Consider the following 24,813-nt stretch of genomic DNA (forward strand, 5'->3'; position numbering starts at 1 on the left):
GATAAAACCAGATTTTAAGCAACTGCCTATAAGTAGTTTAGAAGATTATTTTAATCGTGCAGTAAAACAACTCACGTTTTTCCTCAAATTATAAATTAGAGTGAGAAAGAAATTATTATCTGCCACAACAGTGGCAGATAATAAGCAAAAGTATATTAACGAACATCAGCACAATTTAAGCAATAAATATAGCGATTTTGTGGATCATTAAACTTATTCCATAAAGAAACATGCTGTTGAAGTTGTTTTGCTGCAGGAAGTTGTTCAAAAAATATTTCTGCCGTTGATTTAGGTAACATGGCTATCATATCTGAATAAAATGCATTAAACCAATTTCCTTTTGGTTTTTGCCAGTCAATTTCATAATCAGTTAAATTAGCTAATGTTGCAGCTGTTTCAATCGCATCATCAAAGTCACCTAATTTATCAACAAGTCCAATCTTACTTGCTTCTGAACCTAACCAAACTTGTCCTTGTCCAATTTTATCGACTTGTTCGGTTGTCATATTTCGTGCTTTTGCTACTAACGAAATAAATGTTTGATAGCCATTATCAATATTTAATTGAATTAGTTGGTTCATTTCGGTTGGTAGATCTTGCGCAAAGTTATTACTTGCTAATGGAGAGGTAGTTACACCATCGCTATAAACACCAATATGAGATAAAGATTTTTCGAATGTTGGAATAATACCGAAGATACCAATAGAGCCAGTAATTGTATTTGGGCTTGCAACTATGTAATCCGATGCAGTTGATATCCAGTATCCACCCGATGCAGCCATTCCTCCCATAGAGATAACAACAGGAATCTGGTAATCACGTAATACTTCTAATTCACTACGAATTGCTTCTGACGCATCCACACTTCCTCCTGGGCTATTTACTCGCAATACTATTGCTTGTGTGTTATGTTTATTTAAGTTTATACGGATATTTCTCAATTGTTCAACAATGTCTCGACTACCAGCGATATTACTACTATTTTCACCATCGGTAATAGTGCCATTTACAAATACAACCGCAATTAGTGGTTTATTGCTTCCGTTATCGCTATCTAAATTTGTATCTTTTGACTTAAGTTGATAATCATAAATGCTGATTTGATGCTGCTTATTAAGCTCAGATTCAAATTGGTAATTAGATGCAATTTCATCGACCAATCCATTAGACATAGCATATTGAGCCATATTACCATTAGCCTCTTTTAAATTGGTCAACATAGCCTCTGGAGTTGGAACCAATTGAGTATCGGCCTTTTTCCGTTGTGTTGAAATGTCTTGAAGATAATTGTTCCACATAAGTGTTAACCAACGTGTCGTATTGCTTTTTGCTTCTTCTGACATGTCATCACGAATAAATGGTTCGATGGCTGACTTATAAGTTCCTACTCTAAAAACATGTGTGTTAATTTTTAAATTATCAAGCAAAGTTTTATAGTATAGATTGTTGGCCGCTAGACCATATACATTAACTGAGCCAAGTGGTGTTAAATATATTTTATCAGCATAGCTGGCTAAATAATATTGGCTTTGATTGAAGTTAGAACCATAAGCATAAATTGGTTTATTCGCCTTACTAAATTTGGTTAAATATTTACCAATATACTGTAGCGAACTCACATCAGCACCGACAAAATGATCTAATTTAAGAACCATACTTGTAATCTTTGGATCTGCTGTGGCTTGAGCTATTTTTTGAGTTAATTCAAATAAACTATTTTCCCGAGAAGTGTTTACTTTCTTACCGTAGATTTTGCTTTGTAAAGCATAAATTTCATCACCGTATAATGTATTGTCAACAATTACTCCTTCAATATCCAACACCAATGATCCATATTGTGGAATAATTTCTTTTTTTTGTGTTTCTTGGACTAATGCGATGACACTAAAGATTAAAATAATAATAATTAGAAATATTAGATTAAGAAATATTTCTCTTATTAAGTTAATCACTTTCCATATTGATTTAATGACAGATAAAGCAGACATAATAAATGATCCTTTCATAGATAGTTTATCTAATTTTTTACTTCAATATTTTTCTTTTTAAAGTATTTTTTATCTTCAAATCGTAAGCACGTTAATTTCCCCCCCCAACAACATCCTGTATCGAGTGCATAAACATTATCTGGTGTACCTTTTCCATTTAATGCAGCCCAGTGGCCAAAGGCAACTGCATACTCGTTTGGAATTTTGCTTGGTAATAAAAACCAAGGTTTAAGTTTCGAAGGTGCTTGCTCAGGTGATTTTTTGTAATAAAAATCTAATCGACCATCTTCATAACAAAAACGCATACGAGTTAATGCATTAGCAATATAACGCAATCTATCTAATCCTTGTAGTTCAGGAAACCATTCATCCGGAAAGTTGCCATACATTTTATCAAGGAATAGGATATAGGAATCACTAGATAGCATAACATTCAGATCATAAGCACATTTTTTTAGTGTTTCGATATCCCATTGTGGTGAAATACCAGCGTGGGTCATAATTAACTTTAATGATTCGTCAATTTGGACCAATGGCTGTCTACGCAGCCATTCCATTAATTCACCAAAATCTGGTGCACGAATAATTTCATCAAGATTATCCTTCTTTTTAGAAGGGGTAACATTGGCATAAATTGATAATAAATGTAGGTCATGATTACCTAATACCAATCGAATTTGGTTAGCATTATGTTTAACAAATCTTAGAACTTCTAATGATTTTGGACCTCTAGCAACTAGATCACCTGTTAACCATAAAATATCCGATGATGAGAATTTCACTTTTTCAAGTAAGCGCATAAACTCATCATAACAACCATGAATATCACCAATAAGTAAGTTTGCCATTCCTGTTAACTCCATGAATTTGCAAGTTGACAGTATTGCTGTACTGTTAAGTTTTCGGCACGTAAATTAGGATCAATATTTAATTCAGTTAATTGTTCAACAGTAAACAAGTTACTTAAACTGTTACGGATAGTTTTACGTCGTTGGTTAAATGCCTCTGTAGTTACGCGAGAAAGTATTTTTATATCATTAACAAGATAAGGCTTTTCTTTATAAGGTATTAATTTAACAACAGCAGAGTCAACTTTTGGAGCAGGTTTAAATGATGTTGGTGGTACTTCAAGAACAGGAATAATCTGACAATAATATTGAGCCATAACGCTCAATCTACCATAATGTTTACTGTTAGGCGATGCAACTAAGCGAGTTACTACTTCTTTTTGTAGCATAAAATGCATGTCAGTGATGATATTTGTATGTTCAAATAAATGAAACATTAACGGTGTCGAGATATTATAAGGTAAGTTACCAAATACTCTTAATGGTTTACCTAATTGATCGGCTAACTGATTAAAGTCAAAGGTCAGGGCATCTTGTTCAATAACCGTTAATTTATTATTTAAAAATGGATTTTCAATTAATCTATTAGCTAGATCTCTATCTATCTCTATAACTGTCAAATGATCAATATGTTTACTGATAGGTATTGTTAATGCCGCAAGCCCAGGACCGATTTCGACTAGTGCTTGATCTTTTTTAGGTTGTATAGCTGAAACAATACTTTCGATAATGTAATCATCATGTAAAAAATTTTGCCCGAATCTTTTACGGGCAAAATGCCCTTGGTGAACACGGTTATTCATGTTTATCTTCACCTGTGATTTTAATATAAGCGTCACCTTTTATTTCTTGAATCCATACTTGGGCTTCTTCAGAAAATTTACGATTAAAAATAAGTCGATAAGCTTGATCTTTATTCATTGCATTTGTTCCATCAGCTTTTCTTTTATCAATTAATTGGATTAAGTGCCAACCGTAGGCTGATTTTATTGGTTGGCTAATTTCTCCTTTTTTTAACTGAATCAGAGCAGTCCTAAAGCTATTATCATAAATTTCAGGACGATTCCAACCTAAGTTGCCCCCTTTACTTGCCGAGCCTGTATCTTCAGAGTTAGCTTTAGCTGCTGCTTCAAAAGTTGTGGCTCCACTAGTAATTGATTTACGGATATCACTTAGCTTTTGTTTTGCAATTTGGTCGGTGACTAATACATTTGTTTTAATCAGTATATGGCGCGCATTTACCTCTTCAATTGTGAAGGTTCTTGGTGCTTCTGAACGAGTATCATCAACTTTTAGAATATGTAGACCAACCCCAGAACGGATAGGTCCAATAATACTACCTTTTGTAGCTCGTACTAATCGCTCTTCAAAGATAGTAGGTAATTCATTAAGTTTACGCCACCCCATACTACCACCTTTTAATGCAAAATCATCGTTTGAATATGAAGTGGCTAATTTAGCAAAACTTTCCCCTTTTTGAGCTCGATTAATGATATCTCGTGCTTTATTTGTTGCATTATCAATTTGTTGTTTTGATGCTTTTTCTGGAACAGAAATCAAAATATGGCTTATTTTTACATCAATATTATTGGTTGGTTGACGAGCAATATTTTTTGCTAAATTTTCTATTTCTTTTTCTGAAATTCTGACTCTTGATCTAACTTCATGCATTCGAGTCTTATCTATTAGCATATCATTGTGAATTCTTTCACGATAGGCACCATAACTTATTCTCATCATCGAAAGTCTACTTCTAAGTTGGTCGATGCTCATACCATTTTCTGCTGCAATTCTATTAATAGCATCAGTTACCTCGTCATCACTAACTGTAATTTTAGCTTTAGCTGCTTTTTGCAAAATTAGATTTTCAATAATTAAACGTTCAATAATTTGTTGTCTAAGTATTTTATCATTAGGTAGATTTTTAGGATCTGAGCTAGCTTTAATCGTTTTTAACATATCATTAACATCACTTTCTAAAATGACATTGTTATTAACAACCGCAGCAACTTGTTCTACAACTTTCGGAGCAGCATTAGCAGATAACGGAGTTATAATTCCTAAAGTTATGCTTAGATTTAATGCTATAAATAGTTTTAATAATTTCATATTCACTTAACTCATTTTGTTTTTCAGCATAGACAGCTAGTAATAAATTTATTGGTAATCTTATAGTTACAAAAATATTTTATTCAAATGCTGTATTATACGGTAGTTTACCGAAATTAAGCATTTTAGCTTTGGTATCTCGGTTGCTACCCAATCCTTTTAATTCGAAGTTAATCGATAGTTTATTTTCATATTTACTTTTGCGAGAAGTATTATCCCAGTCCGTCAATTTTCTACCATATTGTACTGTTGTTCCCCAACAACAATCACTATAATTCAATCCGATAGAACCATCTGTAGTTTGTTCTAATTTAACGTCATAATAATATGAACCAACAGCATTGAATGTTTGCGATAATGGCCAAGCGGTCATCATTCCTGCCTGTGAAATATCTTGTCTATAGCCTCTATAAAATGGATTCTTATCGACAGTATCAATATAGTTACGGTTTGCATATCGGTATGATAATTGGATTAACTTATCGCCAGTTGGCCGGTATTCAAATATTGCATTGGCTAATGATATTGTATCAATTCGAGTATCATACTGAACGCCACTTCTAAAGATTATATCATTACTTATACGCCAAAAGTTATCCGATGCCCAAGTAATACTGCCTGTATCGGAGTTTTCATCTAAATCATTATTGTGTTCACTCGTTTTTGATTTGGTGAAATAAGTAATTTGCCCAATAGATAAGTTAAATTTTTCAACCTTGTTATTATCATAAAATCGAGTTGTTACACCAGTTGATATTTTATTGGTTGAAGCAATCCTATCTAAACCACTATATGGTTGATCTCTAAATAGACCAATATAATCTGACTGTAATATAGTGGAATCATAGTCGCTAATATTAGATTGGTTTCGATAGGGAATATAGATATATTTTACTCGAGGCTCTAAGGTTTGCGTATAGCCATTAATAAATGGAACATCACGCTCGAAGATGACTTTACCATCAATGCTAAACTTAGGCAAAAAGCGATTTACCTTTTTATCTAAATATTTATATTGTTCAATATTTTTATTGATATTATCTTGATTATAATGAGTTGCCATAATCCCAGTTTCAGTGGTTAATAATGACCAAGAATTGGATAAAGTATAATTAAGCGTTGGTTCAAAATGTGCTCGCCATGCCTTAGGTTTACTTTTTCCAGACGTCAAGAAGCGAGATACTTGAGAGAATACTCTAAATTTGAATGGCCCCAAATCATTATTATAATAATTCATATCCAATTGTGGTTGAGTTTGATAAAGCGAATTTTTTAATTCTGAATGGAATGGTTGAAAGTGTCGATAGCCTAACATAATATCCCAATTTTCATCATTATAAGCAATTTTATAATACTGCGTTAAATATCCTGCAGTTTGGGAGGCGTATTTAGAACTTAAGTTTGTAAGATACTGATTGTCACTAACTCGAGTTGTATCTGCATAAAAGCGCCAATTATAGTTAATTAATTCATCATTTTTCCAATGAAATAACCAACGGTGACGATTGTCGTCATAATTGTTACCATTAAAACGATTGTCTCTATCTTCATTATATTTAGTATCGTGTTGAAGCCAGTCAAATGCAAGTGTACCTAAACCTATTTCGTTTAAATAACGAAATTCTGTTTGCAATTGTAGACCTCGTTTTTCTAATACTCTTGGGGTAAAGGTTGCATCATAATTTGGTGCAATATTCCAATAAACAGGTATTGAAAAATCAATGCCATCGATACTGTCATAGCCGAAATTAGGCATTAATAATCCTGAACGGCGTTTATTACCAGTTGGTAATTGTAAATAAGGCGAGTATAGAACAGGCACTTTACCAATACTAAATACAGCGTTCCAGACCTCTAGAAATTGCTCCTCGTTGTCATGAATAACGGTCGTTCCTTTAATATCCCATGTGCTGTCATTAATAGGACAAGATGTAAAACTACCTTTTTTTAAAATAACATAACGATTTTTTTCAAGTTGCATTTTATCTGCATTACCGCGACCAAGCCTATTGACAAGATGATACTCACTTGGGATCATATCTGCATCGTTGTTATTTAGATTCATTGATGCTTTATCGCCTTTCATTTTTATTAAATTATCTTGATAAGTAATATCACCTTCTAATGTTACTATTCTATTATTACTATCTTGAGTATCAATTGTTACTTTGTCTGCTTGAACCGTTCGGTTGCCTTGTTCTATTAATACTTCACCTTTATATATAGCAATATTAGGGTAGATTGCTTCAAGTTGATTAGCTTCAGCATTTACGGGTAAAGTATCTATATCTCCATTAACTAAAGGGCGATCAAACTTAGGAACGTCTATAAGGCATTGAGGATTATTGCTTACAACGGTTTTAGGTAAATCTAAAGCATAACTAGAGCTATTATACAAAAAAAGAGTAACGGCTATAGCAATAAGAGAAGGCGTTAAATTTTTCATCAATGATTCTAAAGCTATTTTTGATTATTTTAATTGCAGCATTATAGCGGTTATTTATAAAAGTGCGAATTAAAAATTAACGTTTCCCTATGCGTTTATTTATTTTATTAAGCTGTTTTACCATTGCTATTCTTTTTTCGGCTGTAGTATTTTGAAACTCATCCCACCACCTAGCTAACTGCAAGAGCTCTCCTTTTTCGATTGAGGCTCGCATTTCTAAAAGGTCATAAGCAGCTCTAAACTTAGGATGTTCTAAAATGGCAAACGCTCGTTTACCATTCCGTTTCTTCATTCGTAGCTGTAAACGCCAAATATCACCCATGATGCTCGTTAAGCGTCTAGGTATAGCAATACTTTTACATTGTTCACTTAGTACTTCGTTAATTGCCATCGAAAACGAATCATGAAATGGCAAACCACTTTCGATACACGTTGCTTGTGTTTGTTCAATTATTGGATACCAGAAAAAAACTGCAAACAAAAATGCTGGATTAATTCGCTTATTGTTGGCAATGCGATAATCAGTATTTTTTAAAACTTGTTCGATGATTTTCTCTAAATAACTGTTTGGATTGTTAGCAAATAGATGCTCAATAACAGGAAATAGTTGTTCAAAAAGGCCATACTCTCTTAGTAACTTATAAGTTTTGTAACCATTCCCAGTTTGTAATAATTTAATGGACTCATCAAAAAGTCGTGCTGAAGGTACGTTTCTTAATAATGATGCAAGCTGTTTAATTGGCTTAGCAGTAGCTAGTTCAATTTTCATATTCAGTTTTGCGGCAAAACGGACTGTCCTTAGCATTCTAACAGGATCTTCTCGATAACGTGTTTGCGGATCACCAATTAATCGAATAATGCCTTTTTGTAAATCTTCTAATCCTCCGCAATAATCACGTAAAGTAAAATCATTTACATTATAGTAAAGTGCATTCATAGTGAAATCCCGACGGATAGCATCTTGCTCAATGGTTCCGTAGACATTATCACGTAATAGCATACCTGACTGCGAACGTTTAGATATATTGGTTTGTCCTTTTTGAGAATCGTGCTCACCGCGGAATGTTGCAACTTCAATAATTTCTTTCCCAAATATAATATGAGCAAGACGAAATCGTCTTCCTACTAAGCGACAGTTACGGAAAATTTTCTGAATTTGTTCTGGCGTAGCATTAGTTGTGATATCGAAATCCTTTGGTGTTTTACCTAAGATAAGATCTCTGATACATCCCCCGACTAGATAAGCTTCGTACCCTTGTTTATTTAATCGATAAAGGACTTTTAATGCGTTTTCACTAATCTCTTTACGAGATATATTATGTTCATTACGAGGAATGGACACATAGCTAGCTTTTTGTTCGTCTTCATTGTGGAAAAACTTTCGATAAAAGCGTGAAACTTGTTTAAAAATGGTGCACCTCAAAAAGTTTTTTTGCTTCATAATAATATAGCGCGCAATTATATAGTAATTGCTAATAAGTTTCCATTTTTCTTGGAATTGGTATTTTTTCGTTCAATAAAATTGTATTTTTTTAGATGACTTAAATATTCTATTTGATTTTTTAAACATAATTATCAACAATAGTGTCTCGTATAGTAATATTAACAACATCTAATAAAAAAAAATAAACTTTGTTTTACTCTGATTAGTGTATTTAATTAGCTAATTAAGATGGAATAAAACTGTACTCAGAACTTCTTTTTACTTATTTGTATCACAAAATATGATTTATAACGCTTTATAATTTAATAAATTATAAAGCGCTTTTAATGTTATTTGTTATAACTATTACATAATAGAAGTTTTCTGAGTATATATCATTAACTGATAATTTATTGGGGACATTATGAACATTCGTGATTTGGAATATTTTGTTTCGTTAGCTGAATTTCGCCATTTCCGCAAAGCTGCTGATGCTTGCAATGTGAGTCAACCAACTCTCAGTGGTCAAATTAGAAAATTAGAAGATGAATTAGGCGTAATGTTATTAGAGCGCACAAGTCGCAAAGTACTATTTACTCAAACTGGTATGATGCTAGTTGAACAAGCCAAAGAGATTTTGCGTAATATCCAAATTTTAAAAGAAATGGCTAGCCGTCAAGGCGAAGAAATGTCTGGACCAATGCATGTAGGCCTGATCCCTACTATAGCACCTTATCTTTTACCTCATGTCATTACAGTTTTACATGACTTTTTTCCTCAGTTGGAACTTTACTTGCACGAAGCACAAACCGCCAATATTGTTGCTCAACTCGAAAGCGGCAAGCTTGATTGCGCAATCATTGCACAAGTCAAAGAAACATCACAATTTATTGAACTACCTTTATTTGATGAACCCATGTTTTTAACTGTTCCTGCTACTGATGAATTAGCTAGCAAAAATACAGTTAAACTTTCTAGCTTAAAAGGTAAAAAATTCTTAATGTTAGAAGATGGTCACTGTTTACGAGATCATGCAATGGGATACTGTTTTCAAGTTGGAGTTGATGAAGATAAACAATTTAAAGCTACTAGTCTTGAAACGCTTCGGAGTATGATTTCTGCTAGTCGCGGTATTACTTTATTTCCTGAACTTGCTATACCTAACGAGCGAATTCGTGATAATATTTGCTATATTCCTTGTACTGATCCTGTACCTGTACGCAGCATTGCTCTTATTTATCGTCCTGGTTCACCATTACGTTCCCGTTATGAAACAATAGCTAAAACAATCCGAGAGCATATGCCCAAAGTATTTGCTGAGAAAGAACGATTATTAAACAAATCAATTTAGAGATAGGTAGTAAATCGAAAATATTATAACTGAGCTATCAAATGAAAAATATCAAGACCGGTGGTGTTCGTGCTCAACAAAAAGAAAGAACTCGCCGTACTTTAATTGAAACAGCATTTAATCAACTTAATGCTGAGCAAGGTTTTACAAGTTTAAGTTTGCGAGAAGTAGCGCGTGAAGCTGGAATCGCTGCTACTTCATTTTATCGTCATTTTCGTGATATGGATGAGTTGGGTTTAGCCATGGTTGATGAAAGCGGTTTAACGCTTCGTCAATTATTGCGACAAGCACGTAAGCGTATTGAAAAAGGTGGTAGTGTATTACGGACATCGGTGACCACATTTATTGAATTTATTGATAAGAATCCGAAGGTCTTTTTATTACTTCTTCGTGAAAAAGCGGGGACGTCAGCCGCTTTTCGATCTGCTATTGCCCGTGAAATTCAACACTTTATTGTCGAACTTGTGGATTATCTTGATAATGCTAACCAAATGCCTCACCATTATAATGAAGCTCAAGCAGAAGCGATGGTCACTATTGCATTTAATGCTGGTGCAGAAGCGATTGATTTTGATTTGGTGCAGCGTGAAAAATTAATTGAAGATCTCATTTTTCAACTACGAATGGTATCTCGTGGAGCTTATTATCTATACCATAAAGAACAAATCAAAAAAGATAGTCATTAATCGATATGCCTCATCTCAAAACCCTAATTTGGTTGTAATATTAAAGTTTCATGCTGTTTAGCAATTAATTATTTTCAATAAGAATATCTACTAATTACTGATTTTTACTATTACTATTTATTGTGTTTTTGTTATTCATACTGTAGCATTAAAAAAAAGGAGAAACATTGTTAAATAGAAATTAATTTCATGACTAAACTATACTTTTTGCTTTATTCGCTTATTTTGTCCTTTCCCTTTTTCAACTATGCTTATTCAAATGTGGGATTTAAGGAAATCTATTATAGCAAAGAAGACAGTAGACCTTTAAATATTGCAATATGGTATCCGACAGATGCTCAACAAAGAGCAGTAGCTATTGGCGATAATGCCGTTTTTTACGGTTCTAAAGTCATTCCTAATGCAGCATCTATTTCAAATTATCGTAAACATCCTTTGATTGTTATTTCGCATGGTTATGGAGGAAGTTGGCAAAGTTTAAATTGGCTTGCTTATGAACTGGCAGATAGGGGATATATTGTTGCTGCACCAAATCATCCGGGAACTACTTATTTTAATAAAGATATTACTCAATCTACTAAATTGTGGTTACGTCCTCAAGATCTAAGTAAAACTATTGATGCGTTACAAATAGATGAGTTTTTGGCAAACTATATTGATATGAATAAAATTTCATCTATTGGACATTCCCTTGGCGGTTGGACAGTAGCTGCACTTGCTGGAGCAAGGTTTGATACAGATCTTTTTAAACAAGATTGCACTATACATTCACATTTAAAAGCTTGCCAGTTAGTAAATGAACTTGGACTGGATAACCCACAATTAAATAAAAACATGTCAGATCAGAGAATAAAGTCATTTATTTCTTTAGATGCTGGATTAGTTAGAGGATTTACTGCAGATAGTTTGAAAAATATTGCTTTTCCTTCTTTAATCATTGGCGCTGGTATTGATGTTGGTGATATGAATGTAGAACTAGAATCTGGTTATTTACAACAGTTTCTTTCAAAATCATTATCAACTTATATTGTTATCCCTGATGCAACGCATTTTAGTTTCATGCAAATTTGTAAATCAGATGCTATAGATATTTTAGAGCAAGAGGCTAAAGGAGAAGCAATCATTTGTAAAGATGGTGGGAATCGCACAAGGACAGAGATACACCATGAAATAACGGATCAAATAATCGATTTTTTAGCTAAGGTGAATTTAAATTAAGTGCCTATTTTAGAAATATACTGCGGCAAAAGCCGCAGTAATACTTTTAGTGATACTTAAAGGTTTTGTAGTACTTTTTCAACACTGTCTTTAGCATCACCAAATAGCATATAGCTATTTTCTTTAAAGAATAGTGGATTTTGTACACCTGCATAACCAGTATTCATTGAGCGTTTAGAAATAACAACCGTTTTTGCTTTCCAAACTTCAAGAACAGGCATGCCTGCTATTGGGCTATTTGGATCTTCTTCTGCCGCTGGGTTGACTGTATCGTTAGCTCCAATTACCCAAACCACATCAGTATCAGGGAAGTCATCGTTGATTTCATCCATTTCTAATACAATATCATAAGGGACTTTTGCTTCGGCTAATAATACATTCATATGCCCAGGTAAACGTCCTGCTACTGGGTGAATACCAAAACGAACTTCTATACCCATACCACGTAGTCTTTCAGTAATATTACTTACTGCACCTTGAGCTTGAGCAACTGCCATACCATATCCAGGAACAATAATAACTGAGCGGGCTTCTTTTAATGTTTGCGCAACTTCGGCTGGTTGCATTTCACGGTATTCACCTTGTTCTTCATCTGATGAACTAGCTGTGCTACCATCGCTACCGAAACCGCCAGCAATAACACTAATAAATGAGCGGTTCATCGCTTTACACATAATATATGAAAGAATTGCGCCTGATGAACCAACTAATGCGCCTGTTACAATTAATAGATCATTGCCTAACATAAAGCCTGCTGCTGCTGCTGCCCAACCTGAATAAGAATTTAGCATTGAAATAACAACAGGCATGTCAGCACCACCAATTGAAGCAACAAGATGGAAACCAAACACGAATGCAATAATTGCCATGATCAACAAACTAATTGTTGCACCAGCGCCACTTTTTACTTCAACAAAAGTAAACATTAAAATGGTAGAAACAACAATTGCTGCTAGATTCCAATAATGTTTATTTGGAATTGATAATGGTTTTGAGCTAATGCGTCCATTTAATTTACCAAATGCGACAACAGAGCCAGAGAAGGTTACTGCGCCGATAAAGACACCAACAAAAATCTCTACTAAATGCACAGTTAACTCTCCACCTTGAAAATTTTGAATGTGTGGATCTAAATAACTGTTTAAACCAACTAGAACAGCAGCCATTCCAACAAAGCTATGAAGTAGTGCAACAAGTTCTGGCATTTGAGTCATTTCAACTTTTTTAGCCAAATATAAACCAATTGCAGCACCAATAATCATTGCAATAACTATCCAGTGTAATCCGCCTTTAATACTTGCAACTGCAGCAATAAGAGCGATAGCCATACCAATCATACCGTAGATATTACCTGATTTGGCAGATTCTTGGTTAGATAGACCGCGTAAACTGAATATAAAAAGCAACGCAGCAATTACATATGCCGCTTGAATAATTCCATTACTTAACATAATTTATGCTCTCCTTTACTTGCCACGTTGGAACATTTTTAGCATTCTTTGGGTAACAAAGAATCCACCAAAAATATTGATACTAGCAATTAAAATAGCAACAAAAGCAATTGCCGTAGTTAAGCCATTATCATCACTGATTTGCAAAATTGCTCCGACTAATATAATTCCAGAAATTGCATTAGTTACCGACATTAGAGGTGTATGCAAAGAATGTGTAACATTCCATACAACGTAGTAACCAACAACGCAAGATAATGCAAATACAGTAAAATGCCCTAAAAAGCTTTCAGGAACGGAGTTTGCAAGCCAGAAGAAAGCAATGAGAACTAAAGCTAAAATACCATATTTTTTGCGAGGATCCATTGGCTTTGGTTCTGGTTTAACAATTGGCTCTGCTGCTTTTTTCTGAGGTTGAGCAGATACTTGAATCGGTGGTGCTGGCCAAGTGATTTCTTTATCTTTAACCACAGTTACACCACGAATTACAACATCTTCAAAATTGATATCAATATTACCGTCTTTTTCTTTAGCAAGCAGTTTTAATAGGTTAACAATGTTAGTACCATAAAGCTGTGATGCTTGTGCTGGCATACGATTAGCTAAATCAGTATAACCAACAATTTTAACATTGTTATCTGTTTCGAAAATTTCACCTGGTTTAGTTAATTCACAGTTACCACCAGTTAACGCAGCCAAATCAACAATAACACTACCCGGTTTCATTGATTCAACCATTTCTTTCGAAATGAGTTTTGGAGCTGGTTTACCTGGAATTAGTGCAGTTGTTATGATGATATCAACATCTTTGGCTTGCTCTGCAAACAGTGCCATTTCAGCTTCAATAAAGGCCGCTGACATTTGTTTAGCATAACCGTCACCAGAACCTGCTTCTTCTTCAAAATCTAACTCTAAAAAGTCAGCTCCCATGCTATTAATTTGTTCGGCAACTTCAGGGCGGGTGTCAAAAGCACGAACAATTGCCCCCAGACTCACCGCTGCGCCAATGGCTGCAAGGCCTGCAACACCTGCTCCAATAACTAATATTTTAGCTGGCGGTACTTTACCAGCAGCAGTAACTTGCCCTGTAAAGAATCGACCAAATTGATTTGCTGCTTCAATAACTGAACGATAACCAGCAATATTAGACATTGAGCTTAATGCATCTAGAGATTGTGCACGTGAAATACGTGGTACACAATCCATAGCCATTACAGTAATATTTTTGGTGGCTAATTTTTCTAATAGCTCTTTATGTTGAGCTGGATAAATATAGCTAATAAGGGTTGAACCCTCTTTCATTAAAGAAATTTCATCATCGCTTGGCGCATGAAACTTCAAAATTAAATCATTTTGCCAAACATCTTGTGTGTTTTGAATTGTGGCTCCAGCATCAATAAAAGCTTGGTCTTCATAATGAGCTGCATGTCCAGCGCCTTGTTCTACGGAAACTGTAAAGCCCAGTTTTAACAGTTGTCCAACAGTCAAAGGAGTTGCTGCAACTCTAGCTTCATTGGCTAACCGTTCTTTAGGTATACCGATATGCATTTCGTTACGTCCTTATGTTAGTTTATTGTATGTAAGTTGATTTTAGCATAAATAGGGTTATGTGCGAGTAGGGAATCTATTTTTTATTCAAGAAATAAGATTTTTAAATTATCTGAGTAATATTTATTAATTAATATTATTATAAGGCTATATCGAAATAGCTATAATTTAAATAAAACAGTTTTAATGCTTTCATTGAATTCCATTACAAATTTACTCTATATTGTTATATAATTGGCGTTATTTTTGTGTCTACCTTGAAGTGTAAACTTTAAGGCATGATTCGATTTTGTTCTCCTTGAATTAAGGATTTTTTATGATTGATTTTTCCCAATCAGTGCCAGAACTGGTCTCTTGGGCAAAAAAGAATGATTTTTCGATCGCTTTGCCTGTGGAAAGGTTAGCTTTTTTATTAGCTATTGCCGTATTAAATAGCGAACGTTTTGACGGTGAAATGACGGAATCTGAATTAATTGATGCTTTTAGGCATGTTTCACAAATTTTCGAGCAGAGTGAAGACACTATTACATTGCGAGCCAATAATGCTATCAATGATTTGGTACGCCAACGCTTAATCACACGTTTTGCAAGTGAAATGACAGACGGTTTCTCGATTTATCGTTTAACTCCGTTAGGTATAGGTATTTCTGATTATTATATTCGCCAACGTGAATTCTCAACGCTGCGTTTATCCATTCAGTTATCTATTGTTGCGCAAGAGTTAAAACGAGCTGCAGATGCAGCCATCGAAGGTGGTGATGATTTACATTGGCATCGAAATGTCTTTGCTCCATTAAAATATTCAGTCGCTGAAATTTTTGATAGTATCGATATCACACAACGAGTGATGGATGAACAACAAGCTGATGTTAAACAAAATATTTCTGCCCTATTAAGTCAAGATTGGCAAGCAGCAATTAGCAGTTGTGAAGGGTTGCTGACTGAAACATCACAAACATTGCGGGAGTTACAAGATACTTTGGCTGCTGCAGGTGATAAATTACAAGCCAGTTTACTTTTAATACAAGATGCGACGCTTGATAATCCAGAACTAGATAAAATCAACAATGTAGTTATGGATCTGCAAGGTAAACTAGATCGCATTATTGGTTGGGGGCAAAAAGCGATTGACCTTTGGATCGGTTATGATCGCCATGTTCATAAATTTATTCGTACTGCTATTGATTTAGATAAAAATCGTGTGTTTTCACAACGCTTACGAAAATCGATTCAAGGATACTTTGATTTGCCTTGGTCACTCACTTTTGCTAATGCCGATCGCTTACTAGATATGCGTGATGAAGAATTGGCTTTACATGATGCTGAAGTAACTGGGGAATTACCGTCGGAACTTGAATTTGAAATGATTGAAGAGATTCAAGAACATATTATTGCTCATATTGAACAAAATTTAATGGTATTTAAGCAAGAAAATAAACCACTTGATATGGGCGCTACCATTCATAGCTATTTGGCTCAGTTCCCGCGCGAACAACATTTTGATATAGCAAGATTATTTATTGATCAAGCCATTCGTCTCGGTATTGCTGAAGATGATTGGCTTGGAATTCCTGCCGAATGGAAACCTATTAACGATTATGGAGCTAAGGTACAAGCACATGTCATCAACAGATACTAACGATTTCGAAACACAACAAACTGCACATCATCTTGATGAAGTTATGGGGCGCATAGTCGCTAGTTCTCAGGCTTCTATCGATAAATATATGCCCGTTAAGTTGGCCCAAGCAATTGCTAATCCGATCTTTCCAGAACTGGATAGTTTATTACGCTCTGGCCGTCATATTGGTATTGATGAACTTGATCATCATGCTTTTCTAATGGATTTCCAACTTGAGCTTGAACAATTTTATCAACGTTATAATGTTGAGCTAATTCGTGCACCCGAAGGATTTTTCTATCTTCGCCCTCGCTCAACAACATTAATACCTCGTTCAGTATTATCGGAACTTGATATGCTTGTTGGCAAAGTACTTTGTTATTTGTATTTGAGTCCCGAGAGATTAGCGCATGAGGGGATTTTTACCTTACAAGAATTGTTTGATGAACTGGTTTCATTAGCCGATGAGAGTAAGTTACTCAAATTAGTAAACCAACGTTCAACAGGTTCAGATTTAGATCGCCAAAAACTATTTGATAAAGTGAAAACAGCGTTAAATCGCCTACGCCGGCTAGGCATGATTTTTTTTATTGTTGGTAATGACAGTAGCCGTTTTCGCATTAACGAATCAATTTTCCGTTTTGGTGCGGATGTACGAAGTAGTGATGACGCACAAGAAGCGCAATTACGCCTAATTCGAGATGGCGAAGCAATTAAAATCGAATCAGCACTTATTTTAGATGATAATAATGAAGAACAAGATGAAGATGTTAATGAGGAGACTGAATAATCATGATTGGACACGGTAAATTTCACTCATTAACGCTAATTAACTGGAATGGTTTTTTTGCACGAACTTTTGAGCTTGACCAATTAGTTACGACATTATCTGGTGGTAATGGTGCTGGTAAATCAACTACCATGGCGGCATTTGTAACTGCATTAATACCTGACTTAACTTTATTACACTTTAGAAATACAACCGAAGCTGGAGCCACATCAGGCTCACGAGATAAAGGCTTGCATGGTAAATTAAAACCAGGCGTCTGTTATTCTATGTTGGACGTAATTAACTCACGGAATCAAAGAATTATTTGTGGTGTACGTTTGCAACAAGTAGCAGGGCGAGACAAAAAAGTCGATATCAAGCCTTTTTTATTGCAAGGATTATCTATCAGTGTAAGCCCAACAGAGTTGGTTACGGAGCGTTTAAATGATAAACAAGCGCGAATTTTATCGTTACCAGAGTTAAAAGATAAAGCCGAATCAATGGAAGGCATTATCTTTAAACAATTTAACTCAATTACTGATTATCATTCAGTTATGTTTGATTTTGGTATTTTACCGAAACGCTTGCGCTCTCCATCCGATAGAAGTAAATATTACCGTTTGATTGAGGCCTCACTTTATGGTGGTATCTCAAGTGCTATTACTCGTTCTCTACGTGATTATTTATTACCAGAAAATAGTGGTGTGCGAAAAGCTTTCCAAGATATGGAAGCCGCATTACGCGAGAATCGGATGACGTTAGAAGCTATTCGAGTAACTCAATCAGATCGTGACTTATTTAAACACTTAATTACTGAGTCAACTAATTATGTGGCAGCTGATTATATGCGCCATAATAATGAACGCCGAGTTCATATAGAATCAGTACTTGGCCTGCGTCGTGACATGTTTAAAACGCAAGAGCTGCTTATAAGCAATCAATACCGCCAAGTTGAAATGGCAAAAGAACTTAAAGAATATCAAAATGCGCAAAATGATTTGGAAACCGACTTACAGGCAGCTAATGATCACCTCAATTTAGCGCAAACTGCATTACGTCAACAGGAAAAAATCGATCGTTATCAAGCAGATTTAGATGATTTAAACTTAAAGTTAGAAGAACAAAACGAAGTGGTACTTGAAGCGAATGAACAGTACCAAAACTATCGTGAGCAAGTAGAACAAACAGAACAAGAAGTTGACGAAATCAAGACTCAATTAGCTGATTATCAACAGGCTCTTGATGTTCAACAAACACGTGCAATTCAATACCAACAGGCCTTACAGGCGTTAAAAAATGCTCAGTCATTATGCCAGTTACCAAAATTAGGTATTAGTAATATTGAAAATCACTATGAATTGTTTGAAGAAAAGCAAAAAGAGATCACGGAACAAGTTCTTGAACTTGAGCAAAAATTAAGTGTATCTGATGCGGCAATTAATCAGTTTGACCGTGCTTATCAATTAGTGATTAAATTAGTCGGCGATGTTACCCGAAGTGACGCTTTTGCGGCAGCTAAAGAAGCATTAAGACAATGGCCATCACAATGTTACCAAGCAGAACAAGCCGAGCATTTACAGCTACAACTAGATGAGCTAGAACAACGATTTTTTGAACAAAAAGAAGCAGAATCGTTATTAACACAATTTTGTAAACGTATTGAACGCCAAGTTAATTACGATGAACTAGATGATTTAAAACAAGAAATTGAATTGCAATTAGACGAAACAGCCGAACGAGCTAATGAATCTAGCGAAAAACGTATCGAATTTAGGCAAGAGCTTGAACAAATTCAATCAAAAATAGCTGATTATCGTCAAAAAGCTCCATTATGGTTGAAAGCACAAGATGCATTAATCGCTTTACAAGAACAAACTAGCGAACATTTTAATAACAGTCAAGATGTCACTCAACATATGCAAAAACTGCTAGAAAAAGAGCGAATACTTGTTACTGAGCGAGACCAAATTAGTTTTAGACGCAACCAATTAGATGTTCAAATTGAGCAACTAAATCAACCTAGTGGTGTCGATGATGGACGTTTGTCTTCGTTAGCAGAACGATTTAATGGTGTATTACTTTCTGAAATTTATGAAGATGTAACAATTGATGATGCACCTTACTTTTCTGCATTATATGGTCCATCAAGACAAGCTATTGTTGTACCAGATTTATCATTAGTTAAACAGCAATTAGAAAACCTTACCGCAAGTGATGAAGATTACCCTGAAGATATCTATTTTATCGAAGGTGATCCTTCATCATTTGATGATAGTGTTTTTGATTGTGAGGAGATGAATAAAGCGGTACTTGTCAAAACGGGCGATCGTCAATGGCGATTCTCAAGCTTTCCTAAAGTACCACTATTTGGTCGTGCTGCTCGTGAGATTCACCTTGAAAAATTATCTGCCGAACGTGATGAATTACATGAACGCTATGCAACTATCTCATTTGATTTACAAAAATTACAACGAATTGAACAAAATGTTGGGCAATTTATTGGTCAACATTTAGGAGTTGCTTTTGATATCGATCCTGAAGCTGAAGCGCAAAAATTAACGACAAGACGCACTGAAATTGAACGACAATTATCGTCTCAGGAAAGTATTGATAAACAAAATCAGCAACAAGTTACTAATTGCAAAGAACAATTAGCAACCATAAATCGCTTGGTTGCGCAAATGCATTTATTGGCTGATGATGATCTGGCCGATAGGGTTGACGATTTACGTGAACAAGTTGCACAAGCACAAGAATCTGCGCAATATGTTAGCCGTAATCGTAATACAGTTTCTGAGCTTGAACCAATTTTAGCTGTTTTACAAAGTGATCCTGAACAAAATGAGGTTTTACGAGAACAATACAATACAGTTAAAGCACAACAACAGACTATCCGCCAACAAGTTTTTGCCTTAACTGAAGTAATGCAACGTCGTGCACACTTTAGCTATAAAGACTCGGCAGGTATGTTAAATGAAAATAGTGATTTAAATGAAAAATTACGTTCTCGATTAGAAGTCGTCGAAACTCAAAGAACAGAAGCTCGCAGTCAGATGCAACAGTATCAAGACAAATACAATCAATATAACCAAACGCTAGCTTCGCTTAAAAGTGCATTTGAAACTAAGCGAGATATGTTGCATGAGCTACAAAAAGAAATTGAACAAATTGGGGTAAAAGCCGATGCGATCACTGAAGAACGTGCTCGATTACGTCGTGATGAAATCCATCAAAAATTAAATAATAATCGTCAACATTGTACATCGCTTGAAAAGCAACTCATTATGTGCGAAAGCGAAATGACACAATTGCAAAAACGACTAACTCAAACACTGCGAGATTATAAGCAACTACGCGAACAAGTAGTGCAAGCCAAAGCGGGTTGGTGTTTAGTCTTAAGGCTTGTTAAAGAAAATAGTGTTGAACGGCGTTTACATCGACGTGAACTTGCCTATTTAAGTGCGGATGAATTGCGCTCAATGTCAGATAAAGCATTAGGTTCCTTACGTTTAGCTGTTAATGACAATGAACATTTACGGGATGTATTAAGACTATCAGAAGATCCAAAACGCCCAGAACGTAAAATCCAATTCTATATCGCTGTTTACGCACATTTGCGTGAACGAATTCGCCAAGATATTGTTAAAACTGACGATCCAATTGAAGCCATTGAACAGATGGAAATTGAATTGTCACGCTTAACAGAAGAACTCACTTCGCGTGAACAGCAACTGGCAATTAGCTCGAAGAGTGTATCGAATATTATTCGTAAGACCATACAGCGCGAACAAAATCGTATTCGTATGCTTAACCAAGGATTACAAGCAGTGGCATTTGGTCAAGTTAATGGCGTGCGTTTAAATGTCAATGTTCGCGAAGCTCATTCAACTCTTTTAGCTGCACTTGCCGATGAGCAAAATGAACATCAAGATCTATTTAGTAATAATCGTATTACCTTCTCGGAAGCGTTAGCTAAACTCTATCAACGTTTAAATCCACATATTGATATGGGACAACGAACTGCTCAAAATATTGGTGAAGAACTGCTAGATTATCGAAATTATCTTGAAATGGATGTTGAGGTGAATCGAGGTGCAGATGGTTGGTTACGTGCTGAAAGCGGTGCATTATCGACGGGTGAGGCAATTGGTACAGGTATGTCAATTTTACTTATGGTGATTCAAAGTTGGGAAGAAGAATCCAAGCGACTTCGGAATAAAGATATTTTGCCATGTCGTCTACTATTCTTAGATGAAGCAGCTCGACTAGATGCCAAATCAATTGCAACACTATTTGAACTTTGTGAACGATTAGAAATGCAATTAATCATTGCTGCTCCAGAAAACATCAGTCCTGAAAAAGGAACAACCTATAAACTAGTACGTAAAGTTATTAATAACCAAGAACATGTGCATGTAGTTGGTTTGAAAGGCTTTGCTTAATTCCTGCTTTGCCGACATTGTCGGCAAAACCTTACAATTTTTGTAAAAAAGTTTCAGGTAACTATACGTTTCAGTATAAATATCTTGAAAATAGATTAAAAATCAAAAAATTGACTATCATTATTCAATTGAAAAGTTGGATGTACTCGTTGCTCATAAAAAGGGATATTACGTATTGTTGACTAAACTCAAAATATTACTTATTGCCGTTCTTGCTTGATGACTGTTTTTCCAACAAGTTGAACCTGTTAATAATGCACCTTCGTTAAGGATTTCATCTAAACTAGCATTACGCAATTTATCGAAAGAATCGAACTTCATATCTTCAAGCCTTTCAATAATTTTGGTACCCACAAATTTAAGCTCCATCAACTGCTGTCGTTCTGTTTCTGTAAAGGCCATATTATTCTCCTTACATTATATTGAATATAATTTTAAACTGATGCATTTAGCTTTTTCCACTTTCTTATTTTTGCTCTAAACGATTTAAAAGGCGCCACAGAATTGATATGGATAAACCGAGCAACAGTCCAAGATTCAGGATAAGGTTTAGTCCAATTACGGCTATCTTTTATAAACAAAGTGTCTTCGTTCAAAGATTGAATCCAATCATTCCAAATGGTGATTTGCTGATTAAATGCTTGAATTAATGCCTGTAATGATAGGTATTGATATGTTTTATAAAATTGCCGATACAAATTACCCAATTGATTCCATTTGTATCCAGGGGCCGGTAATTCAGGTGTTTGACCAGCAAGCTCATCATCATCCCAAGATTTCACCAAATTAAGCCAACCGAGTTGATAAGCAATCATTTGTGCAGGAGTACGATCAACGCCCTCTACCAAAGAGTCTTTTTGTGATTCAGATAAAACTATAAACTCATCAATAAATAGCTTGGCCGTTTTGTTTATTTCATCTAATAACTGCTGTTTAGTTGCATAAGCCATGTCACCTACTTCTTATGAGATCATTCATATCTTTAAAGATAACATAAAATCAATATCTTATCTAAATATTTTTAATGAAATCTCTGTTTTTATTTTCTTTGTTTTTGAAATATTTCAATTCTTCATCGATAAAATATCGTACTAGATTTGCATATAGATCTTTGATGATTTCGCCATTAAGTCCTAATTCATTCGACCATTGTTTTCGTTGCTCTAGCATACTGTCAAAACGTTCTTTGGCTTGTACGTCAGTGGTATTTTTCTTGAACTTACTGGCAGCTTTGACGTATTCAAAGCGTGTAGCAAGCAATTTAATTATGGAATGGTCAATCTGATCTATTTCGGCACGAATGTGGTTCATATTCTCACATTTGTTTGGCGCTTGGGTAGGTTTATAAGTCACGATTTTATACCTTTTGTTTATTTAACTTTTTATATCCTATCACTATTAGATTATGCACAAAAGTATCACTTAGTAGATGTCATCATTGCACTATATTTATATATACAAAATTGTTTGTACGCTTTTAATAGAATTGAGTTTAATATTTGGAGATATTTAATAATTAATTGATTTTTTTTATTTACTAAATCAATTTCGTTTTACATTGATACCGCCCAATAACACAATAATATAACTAAAAATTTTGTTTATATCCTTCTTGTAAAGGATTCGCAGATTTTTTGTATTTTAATGGGTTTTAAAGGATCTTACAGAATATTGAGCCAAGGGAAACAGAATCATATAGATAAACACACTGGAAATACTGAAAGATTAACTTTTAAAAATCGAATCGTATACCTAAACGTATACCTAAAACAAAAAGTGACCCCAATATTAGGTATTTTAATCTTGCCGAATTGAAAGGTTAAAAAAAATTGGTTTTAGAATTTTGACGGTGTAAAAATTTATCTAGGTGAGCGGTATCCGTTAATTATGTTTTAGATTTTTTATACCTCCCCCCCAATAAAAATAAAATTTTATAAAAAAGTGTTCACGGTGTTCACTACCTGCTTGAAGGCTTATTCTAAAAGGGTTTGAGCGGTGAACACTTAATGATTTACTATTCACAAGTGTACACTTTAGGTGTTCACCACAAGATAAATAATGGATTAATTTAGATCTAGCTATATATGTTTAGCTAAATATTCCACCATTTCTTTATTATTTAAAAAAGAATAAAATCTTTTTGCTAAGGCTTTTATTCTTGTATATCGTTTTGCTTCACTAAGTTGTTTTTCGGCACAATAACAATTAAGACCATCATACATATCAAAGTAATCATAATAGATAAAAAGCCAATAGTGCTTTATTCTATGAAAATATCTGTTTCCAAATTCTATATATTTGAATACAAAACTATGAAGAAGATCGCCAATATCTTCTAAACTATTACATATCATAATTTTTTGGCTAAAAAGTCTCATGAAAACTAAACAGCTATAATTAATGCTTGGTATAGAAATATTTTTTTCGGAAAGATATCTTTTTAAGTACGTCATAACCTCATCGCTATCTATTTTTTTATCAAGTCCCAAAGAAGCAATAATCAATAGTATTTCTGAATCATCACCTTGCATAACTTGTTTTTCAGCCCAATCAATTATTAGGGCACTAGAATAAAAATATTCTGATGGTGAACCATAATATTGATTAAATCTATAAAGCGATAAAATTTCATCGAGAGATAAATTACTCAATTTTAAAACCTTTTATTTATAAGAAAATACCCATTTAATGTATCTTATCTTACATAAGCGAACAACAAAAAACCGCCCAAATTAGGCGGTTCATAGGTTAACAAATATTAACTACGAGCTAGTTCTTCAGCTTTTGGTATCCAATCTTTGTCAGAATTTGTGTGCAAGTGTACACTACAATTTAGCTGAATAGCTCTTTTTTAAAGATGTTTACTATTTGGTCTTCAACATCTTCAAAGCCTTTATTTAAAAAGTCCTTTTT

The 24,813-nt window shown here is 34.5% G+C and carries 18 protein-coding genes; 6 read left to right on the plus strand and 12 right to left on the minus strand.

Annotated elements, in window-relative coordinates; genetic code table 11:
- Nucleotides 1-155: 155 nt before the first annotated feature.
- The 6 genes from sppA to pcnB all read right to left on the minus strand — a co-directional run bounded on the left by sppA (nucleotide 156) and on the right by pcnB (nucleotide 8,832).
- Nucleotides 156-1,988: a signal peptide peptidase SppA gene (sppA, locus tag ACGH6Q_RS06490; RefSeq protein ID WP_411592393.1), complete on the minus strand. Its 1,833-nt coding sequence runs from the start codon at nucleotides 1,986-1,988 to the stop codon at nucleotides 156-158.
- A 29-nt stretch (nucleotides 1,989-2,017) separates the two neighbouring features.
- Nucleotides 2,018-2,836: a bis(5'-nucleosyl)-tetraphosphatase (symmetrical) ApaH gene (apaH, locus tag ACGH6Q_RS06495; RefSeq protein WP_174798773.1), complete on the minus strand. Its 819-nt coding sequence runs from the start codon at nucleotides 2,834-2,836 to the stop codon at nucleotides 2,018-2,020.
- A 5-nt stretch (nucleotides 2,837-2,841) separates the two neighbouring features.
- Nucleotides 2,842-3,639, minus strand: a complete 798-nt coding sequence (rsmA, locus tag ACGH6Q_RS06500; protein ID WP_174798774.1) for a 16S rRNA (adenine(1518)-N(6)/adenine(1519)-N(6))-dimethyltransferase RsmA — start codon at nucleotides 3,637-3,639, stop codon at nucleotides 2,842-2,844.
- Nucleotides 3,632-4,945, minus strand: a complete 1,314-nt coding sequence (surA, locus tag ACGH6Q_RS06505) for a peptidylprolyl isomerase SurA (protein WP_411592395.1) — start codon at nucleotides 4,943-4,945, stop codon at nucleotides 3,632-3,634. The genes rsmA and surA overlap by 8 nt, the downstream gene beginning before the upstream one ends.
- A 79-nt stretch (nucleotides 4,946-5,024) precedes the next feature.
- On the minus strand, nucleotides 5,025-7,391 hold the full coding sequence (gene lptD / locus ACGH6Q_RS06510) for an LPS assembly protein LptD (RefSeq protein ID WP_065590319.1): 2,367 nt from the start codon (nucleotides 7,389-7,391) through the stop codon (nucleotides 5,025-5,027).
- Between the two features lie 76 nt (nucleotides 7,392-7,467).
- Nucleotides 7,468-8,832 (minus strand): polynucleotide adenylyltransferase PcnB, encoded by a 1,365-nt coding sequence (gene pcnB / locus ACGH6Q_RS06515; RefSeq protein WP_296300228.1) that lies wholly within the window; start codon nucleotides 8,830-8,832, stop codon nucleotides 7,468-7,470.
- A gap of 406 nt (nucleotides 8,833-9,238) precedes the next feature.
- On the opposite strand from pcnB, the gene oxyR reads away from it, so the two are divergent.
- The 3 genes from oxyR (at nucleotide 9,239) to ACGH6Q_RS06530 (ending at nucleotide 12,069) form a co-directional block, all read left to right on the plus strand.
- Entirely contained in the window at nucleotides 9,239-10,165 is a 927-nt protein-coding gene (gene oxyR, locus ACGH6Q_RS06520) for a DNA-binding transcriptional regulator OxyR (protein WP_174798778.1), read from the plus strand.
- A 41-nt stretch (nucleotides 10,166-10,206) separates the two neighbouring features.
- Nucleotides 10,207-10,851, plus strand: a complete 645-nt coding sequence (fabR, locus tag ACGH6Q_RS06525; RefSeq protein WP_065626638.1) for an HTH-type transcriptional repressor FabR — start codon at nucleotides 10,207-10,209, stop codon at nucleotides 10,849-10,851.
- A gap of 189 nt (nucleotides 10,852-11,040) precedes the next feature.
- Entirely contained in the window at nucleotides 11,041-12,069 is a 1,029-nt protein-coding gene (locus ACGH6Q_RS06530; RefSeq protein WP_296301866.1) for an alpha/beta hydrolase family protein, read from the plus strand.
- Nucleotides 12,070-12,125: 56 nt separating this feature from the next.
- Here the strand turns inward: ACGH6Q_RS06530 and pntB are convergent, their stop codons facing one another.
- Nucleotides 12,126-13,520 (minus strand): Re/Si-specific NAD(P)(+) transhydrogenase subunit beta, encoded by a 1,395-nt coding sequence (gene pntB, locus ACGH6Q_RS06535; protein WP_411592398.1) that lies wholly within the window; start codon nucleotides 13,518-13,520, stop codon nucleotides 12,126-12,128.
- Nucleotides 13,521-13,535: 15 nt separating this feature from the next.
- Nucleotides 13,536-15,068 carry a Re/Si-specific NAD(P)(+) transhydrogenase subunit alpha gene (gene pntA / locus ACGH6Q_RS06540; RefSeq protein WP_296301862.1) on the minus strand — a complete coding sequence of 511 codons (1,533 nt, stop codon included), beginning with the start codon at nucleotides 15,066-15,068 and terminating at the stop codon, nucleotides 13,536-13,538.
- Between the two features lie 316 nt (nucleotides 15,069-15,384).
- On the opposite strand from pntA, the gene mukF reads away from it, so the two are divergent.
- The 3 genes from mukF to mukB are packed head-to-tail and all read left to right on the plus strand — an operon-like array spanning nucleotide 15,385 to nucleotide 21,900.
- Complete coding sequence (mukF, locus tag ACGH6Q_RS06545) at nucleotides 15,385-16,707, plus strand: chromosome partition protein MukF (RefSeq protein WP_065590313.1); 1,323 nt, start codon at nucleotides 15,385-15,387, stop codon at nucleotides 16,705-16,707.
- A 43-nt stretch (nucleotides 16,708-16,750) separates the two neighbouring features.
- A complete protein-coding gene (gene mukE / locus ACGH6Q_RS06550; RefSeq protein WP_081299322.1) occupies nucleotides 16,751-17,479 on the plus strand; it encodes a chromosome partition protein MukE in 729 nt (242 codons plus the stop codon).
- 2 nt (nucleotides 17,480-17,481) lie between these two features.
- The gene (mukB, locus tag ACGH6Q_RS06555) at nucleotides 17,482-21,900 is read left to right on the plus strand and encodes a chromosome partition protein MukB (RefSeq protein ID WP_411592400.1); all 4,419 of its coding nucleotides are present in this window, start codon (nucleotides 17,482-17,484) and stop codon (nucleotides 21,898-21,900) included.
- A gap of 168 nt (nucleotides 21,901-22,068) precedes the next feature.
- Here mukB and ACGH6Q_RS06560 read toward each other — a convergent pair whose 3' ends face one another.
- From ACGH6Q_RS06560 to ACGH6Q_RS06575, 4 genes are all read right to left on the minus strand, one after another.
- Nucleotides 22,069-22,302 (minus strand): Pathogenicity locus, encoded by a 234-nt coding sequence (locus ACGH6Q_RS06560; protein ID WP_085165567.1) that lies wholly within the window; start codon nucleotides 22,300-22,302, stop codon nucleotides 22,069-22,071.
- A 32-nt stretch (nucleotides 22,303-22,334) separates the two neighbouring features.
- Nucleotides 22,335-22,850: a ClbS/DfsB family four-helix bundle protein gene (locus tag ACGH6Q_RS06565; protein ID WP_174798782.1), complete on the minus strand. Its 516-nt coding sequence runs from the start codon at nucleotides 22,848-22,850 to the stop codon at nucleotides 22,335-22,337.
- Nucleotides 22,851-22,911: 61 nt separating this feature from the next.
- Nucleotides 22,912-23,253 carry a chorismate mutase gene (locus tag ACGH6Q_RS06570; protein WP_202983932.1) on the minus strand — a complete coding sequence of 114 codons (342 nt, stop codon included), beginning with the start codon at nucleotides 23,251-23,253 and terminating at the stop codon, nucleotides 22,912-22,914.
- A 725-nt stretch (nucleotides 23,254-23,978) separates the two neighbouring features.
- Nucleotides 23,979-24,551 carry a hypothetical protein gene (locus ACGH6Q_RS06575; protein ID WP_411592402.1) on the minus strand — a complete coding sequence of 191 codons (573 nt, stop codon included), beginning with the start codon at nucleotides 24,549-24,551 and terminating at the stop codon, nucleotides 23,979-23,981.
- Nucleotides 24,552-24,813: the final 262 nt, after the last annotated feature.

Origin of the sequence: Gilliamella sp. BG2 (assembly GCF_046635645.1) — a bacterium.
GTDB lineage: Bacteria > Pseudomonadota > Gammaproteobacteria > Enterobacterales > Orbaceae > Gilliamella > Gilliamella bombi.

What these genes read in the sequence shown, in the direction of transcription:
- sppA (WP_411592393.1), bottom strand. Translation starts at nt 1,988, where the DNA reads ATGTCTGCTTTATCTGTCATTAAATCAATATGGAAAGTGATTAACTTA.
- oxyR (WP_174798778.1), top strand. Translation starts at nt 9,239, where the DNA reads ATGAACATTCGTGATTTGGAATATTTTGTTTCGTTAGCTGAATTTCGC.
- mukE (WP_081299322.1), top strand. Translation starts at nt 16,751, where the DNA reads ATGGGGCGCATAGTCGCTAGTTCTCAGGCTTCTATCGATAAATATATG.
- mukF (WP_065590313.1), top strand. Translation starts at nt 15,385, where the DNA reads ATGATTGATTTTTCCCAATCAGTGCCAGAACTGGTCTCTTGGGCAAAA.
- pntB (WP_411592398.1), bottom strand. Translation starts at nt 13,520, where the DNA reads ATGTTAAGTAATGGAATTATTCAAGCGGCATATGTAATTGCTGCGTTG.
- ACGH6Q_RS06530 (WP_296301866.1), top strand. Translation starts at nt 11,041, where the DNA reads ATGACTAAACTATACTTTTTGCTTTATTCGCTTATTTTGTCCTTTCCC.
- surA (WP_411592395.1), bottom strand. Translation starts at nt 4,945, where the DNA reads ATGAAATTATTAAAACTATTTATAGCATTAAATCTAAGCATAACTTTA.
- lptD (WP_065590319.1), bottom strand. Translation starts at nt 7,391, where the DNA reads ATGAAAAATTTAACGCCTTCTCTTATTGCTATAGCCGTTACTCTTTTT.
- ACGH6Q_RS06565 (WP_174798782.1), bottom strand. Translation starts at nt 22,850, where the DNA reads ATGGCTTATGCAACTAAACAGCAGTTATTAGATGAAATAAACAAAACG.
- mukB (WP_411592400.1), top strand. Translation starts at nt 17,482, where the DNA reads ATGATTGGACACGGTAAATTTCACTCATTAACGCTAATTAACTGGAAT.
- pcnB (WP_296300228.1), bottom strand. Translation starts at nt 8,832, where the DNA reads ATGAAGCAAAAAAACTTTTTGAGGTGCACCATTTTTAAACAAGTTTCA.
- pntA (WP_296301862.1), bottom strand. Translation starts at nt 15,068, where the DNA reads ATGCATATCGGTATACCTAAAGAACGGTTAGCCAATGAAGCTAGAGTT.
- apaH (WP_174798773.1), bottom strand. Translation starts at nt 2,836, where the DNA reads ATGGCAAACTTACTTATTGGTGATATTCATGGTTGTTATGATGAGTTT.
- rsmA (WP_174798774.1), bottom strand. Translation starts at nt 3,639, where the DNA reads ATGAATAACCGTGTTCACCAAGGGCATTTTGCCCGTAAAAGATTCGGG.
- fabR (WP_065626638.1), top strand. Translation starts at nt 10,207, where the DNA reads ATGAAAAATATCAAGACCGGTGGTGTTCGTGCTCAACAAAAAGAAAGA.
- ACGH6Q_RS06560 (WP_085165567.1), bottom strand. Translation starts at nt 22,302, where the DNA reads ATGGCCTTTACAGAAACAGAACGACAGCAGTTGATGGAGCTTAAATTT.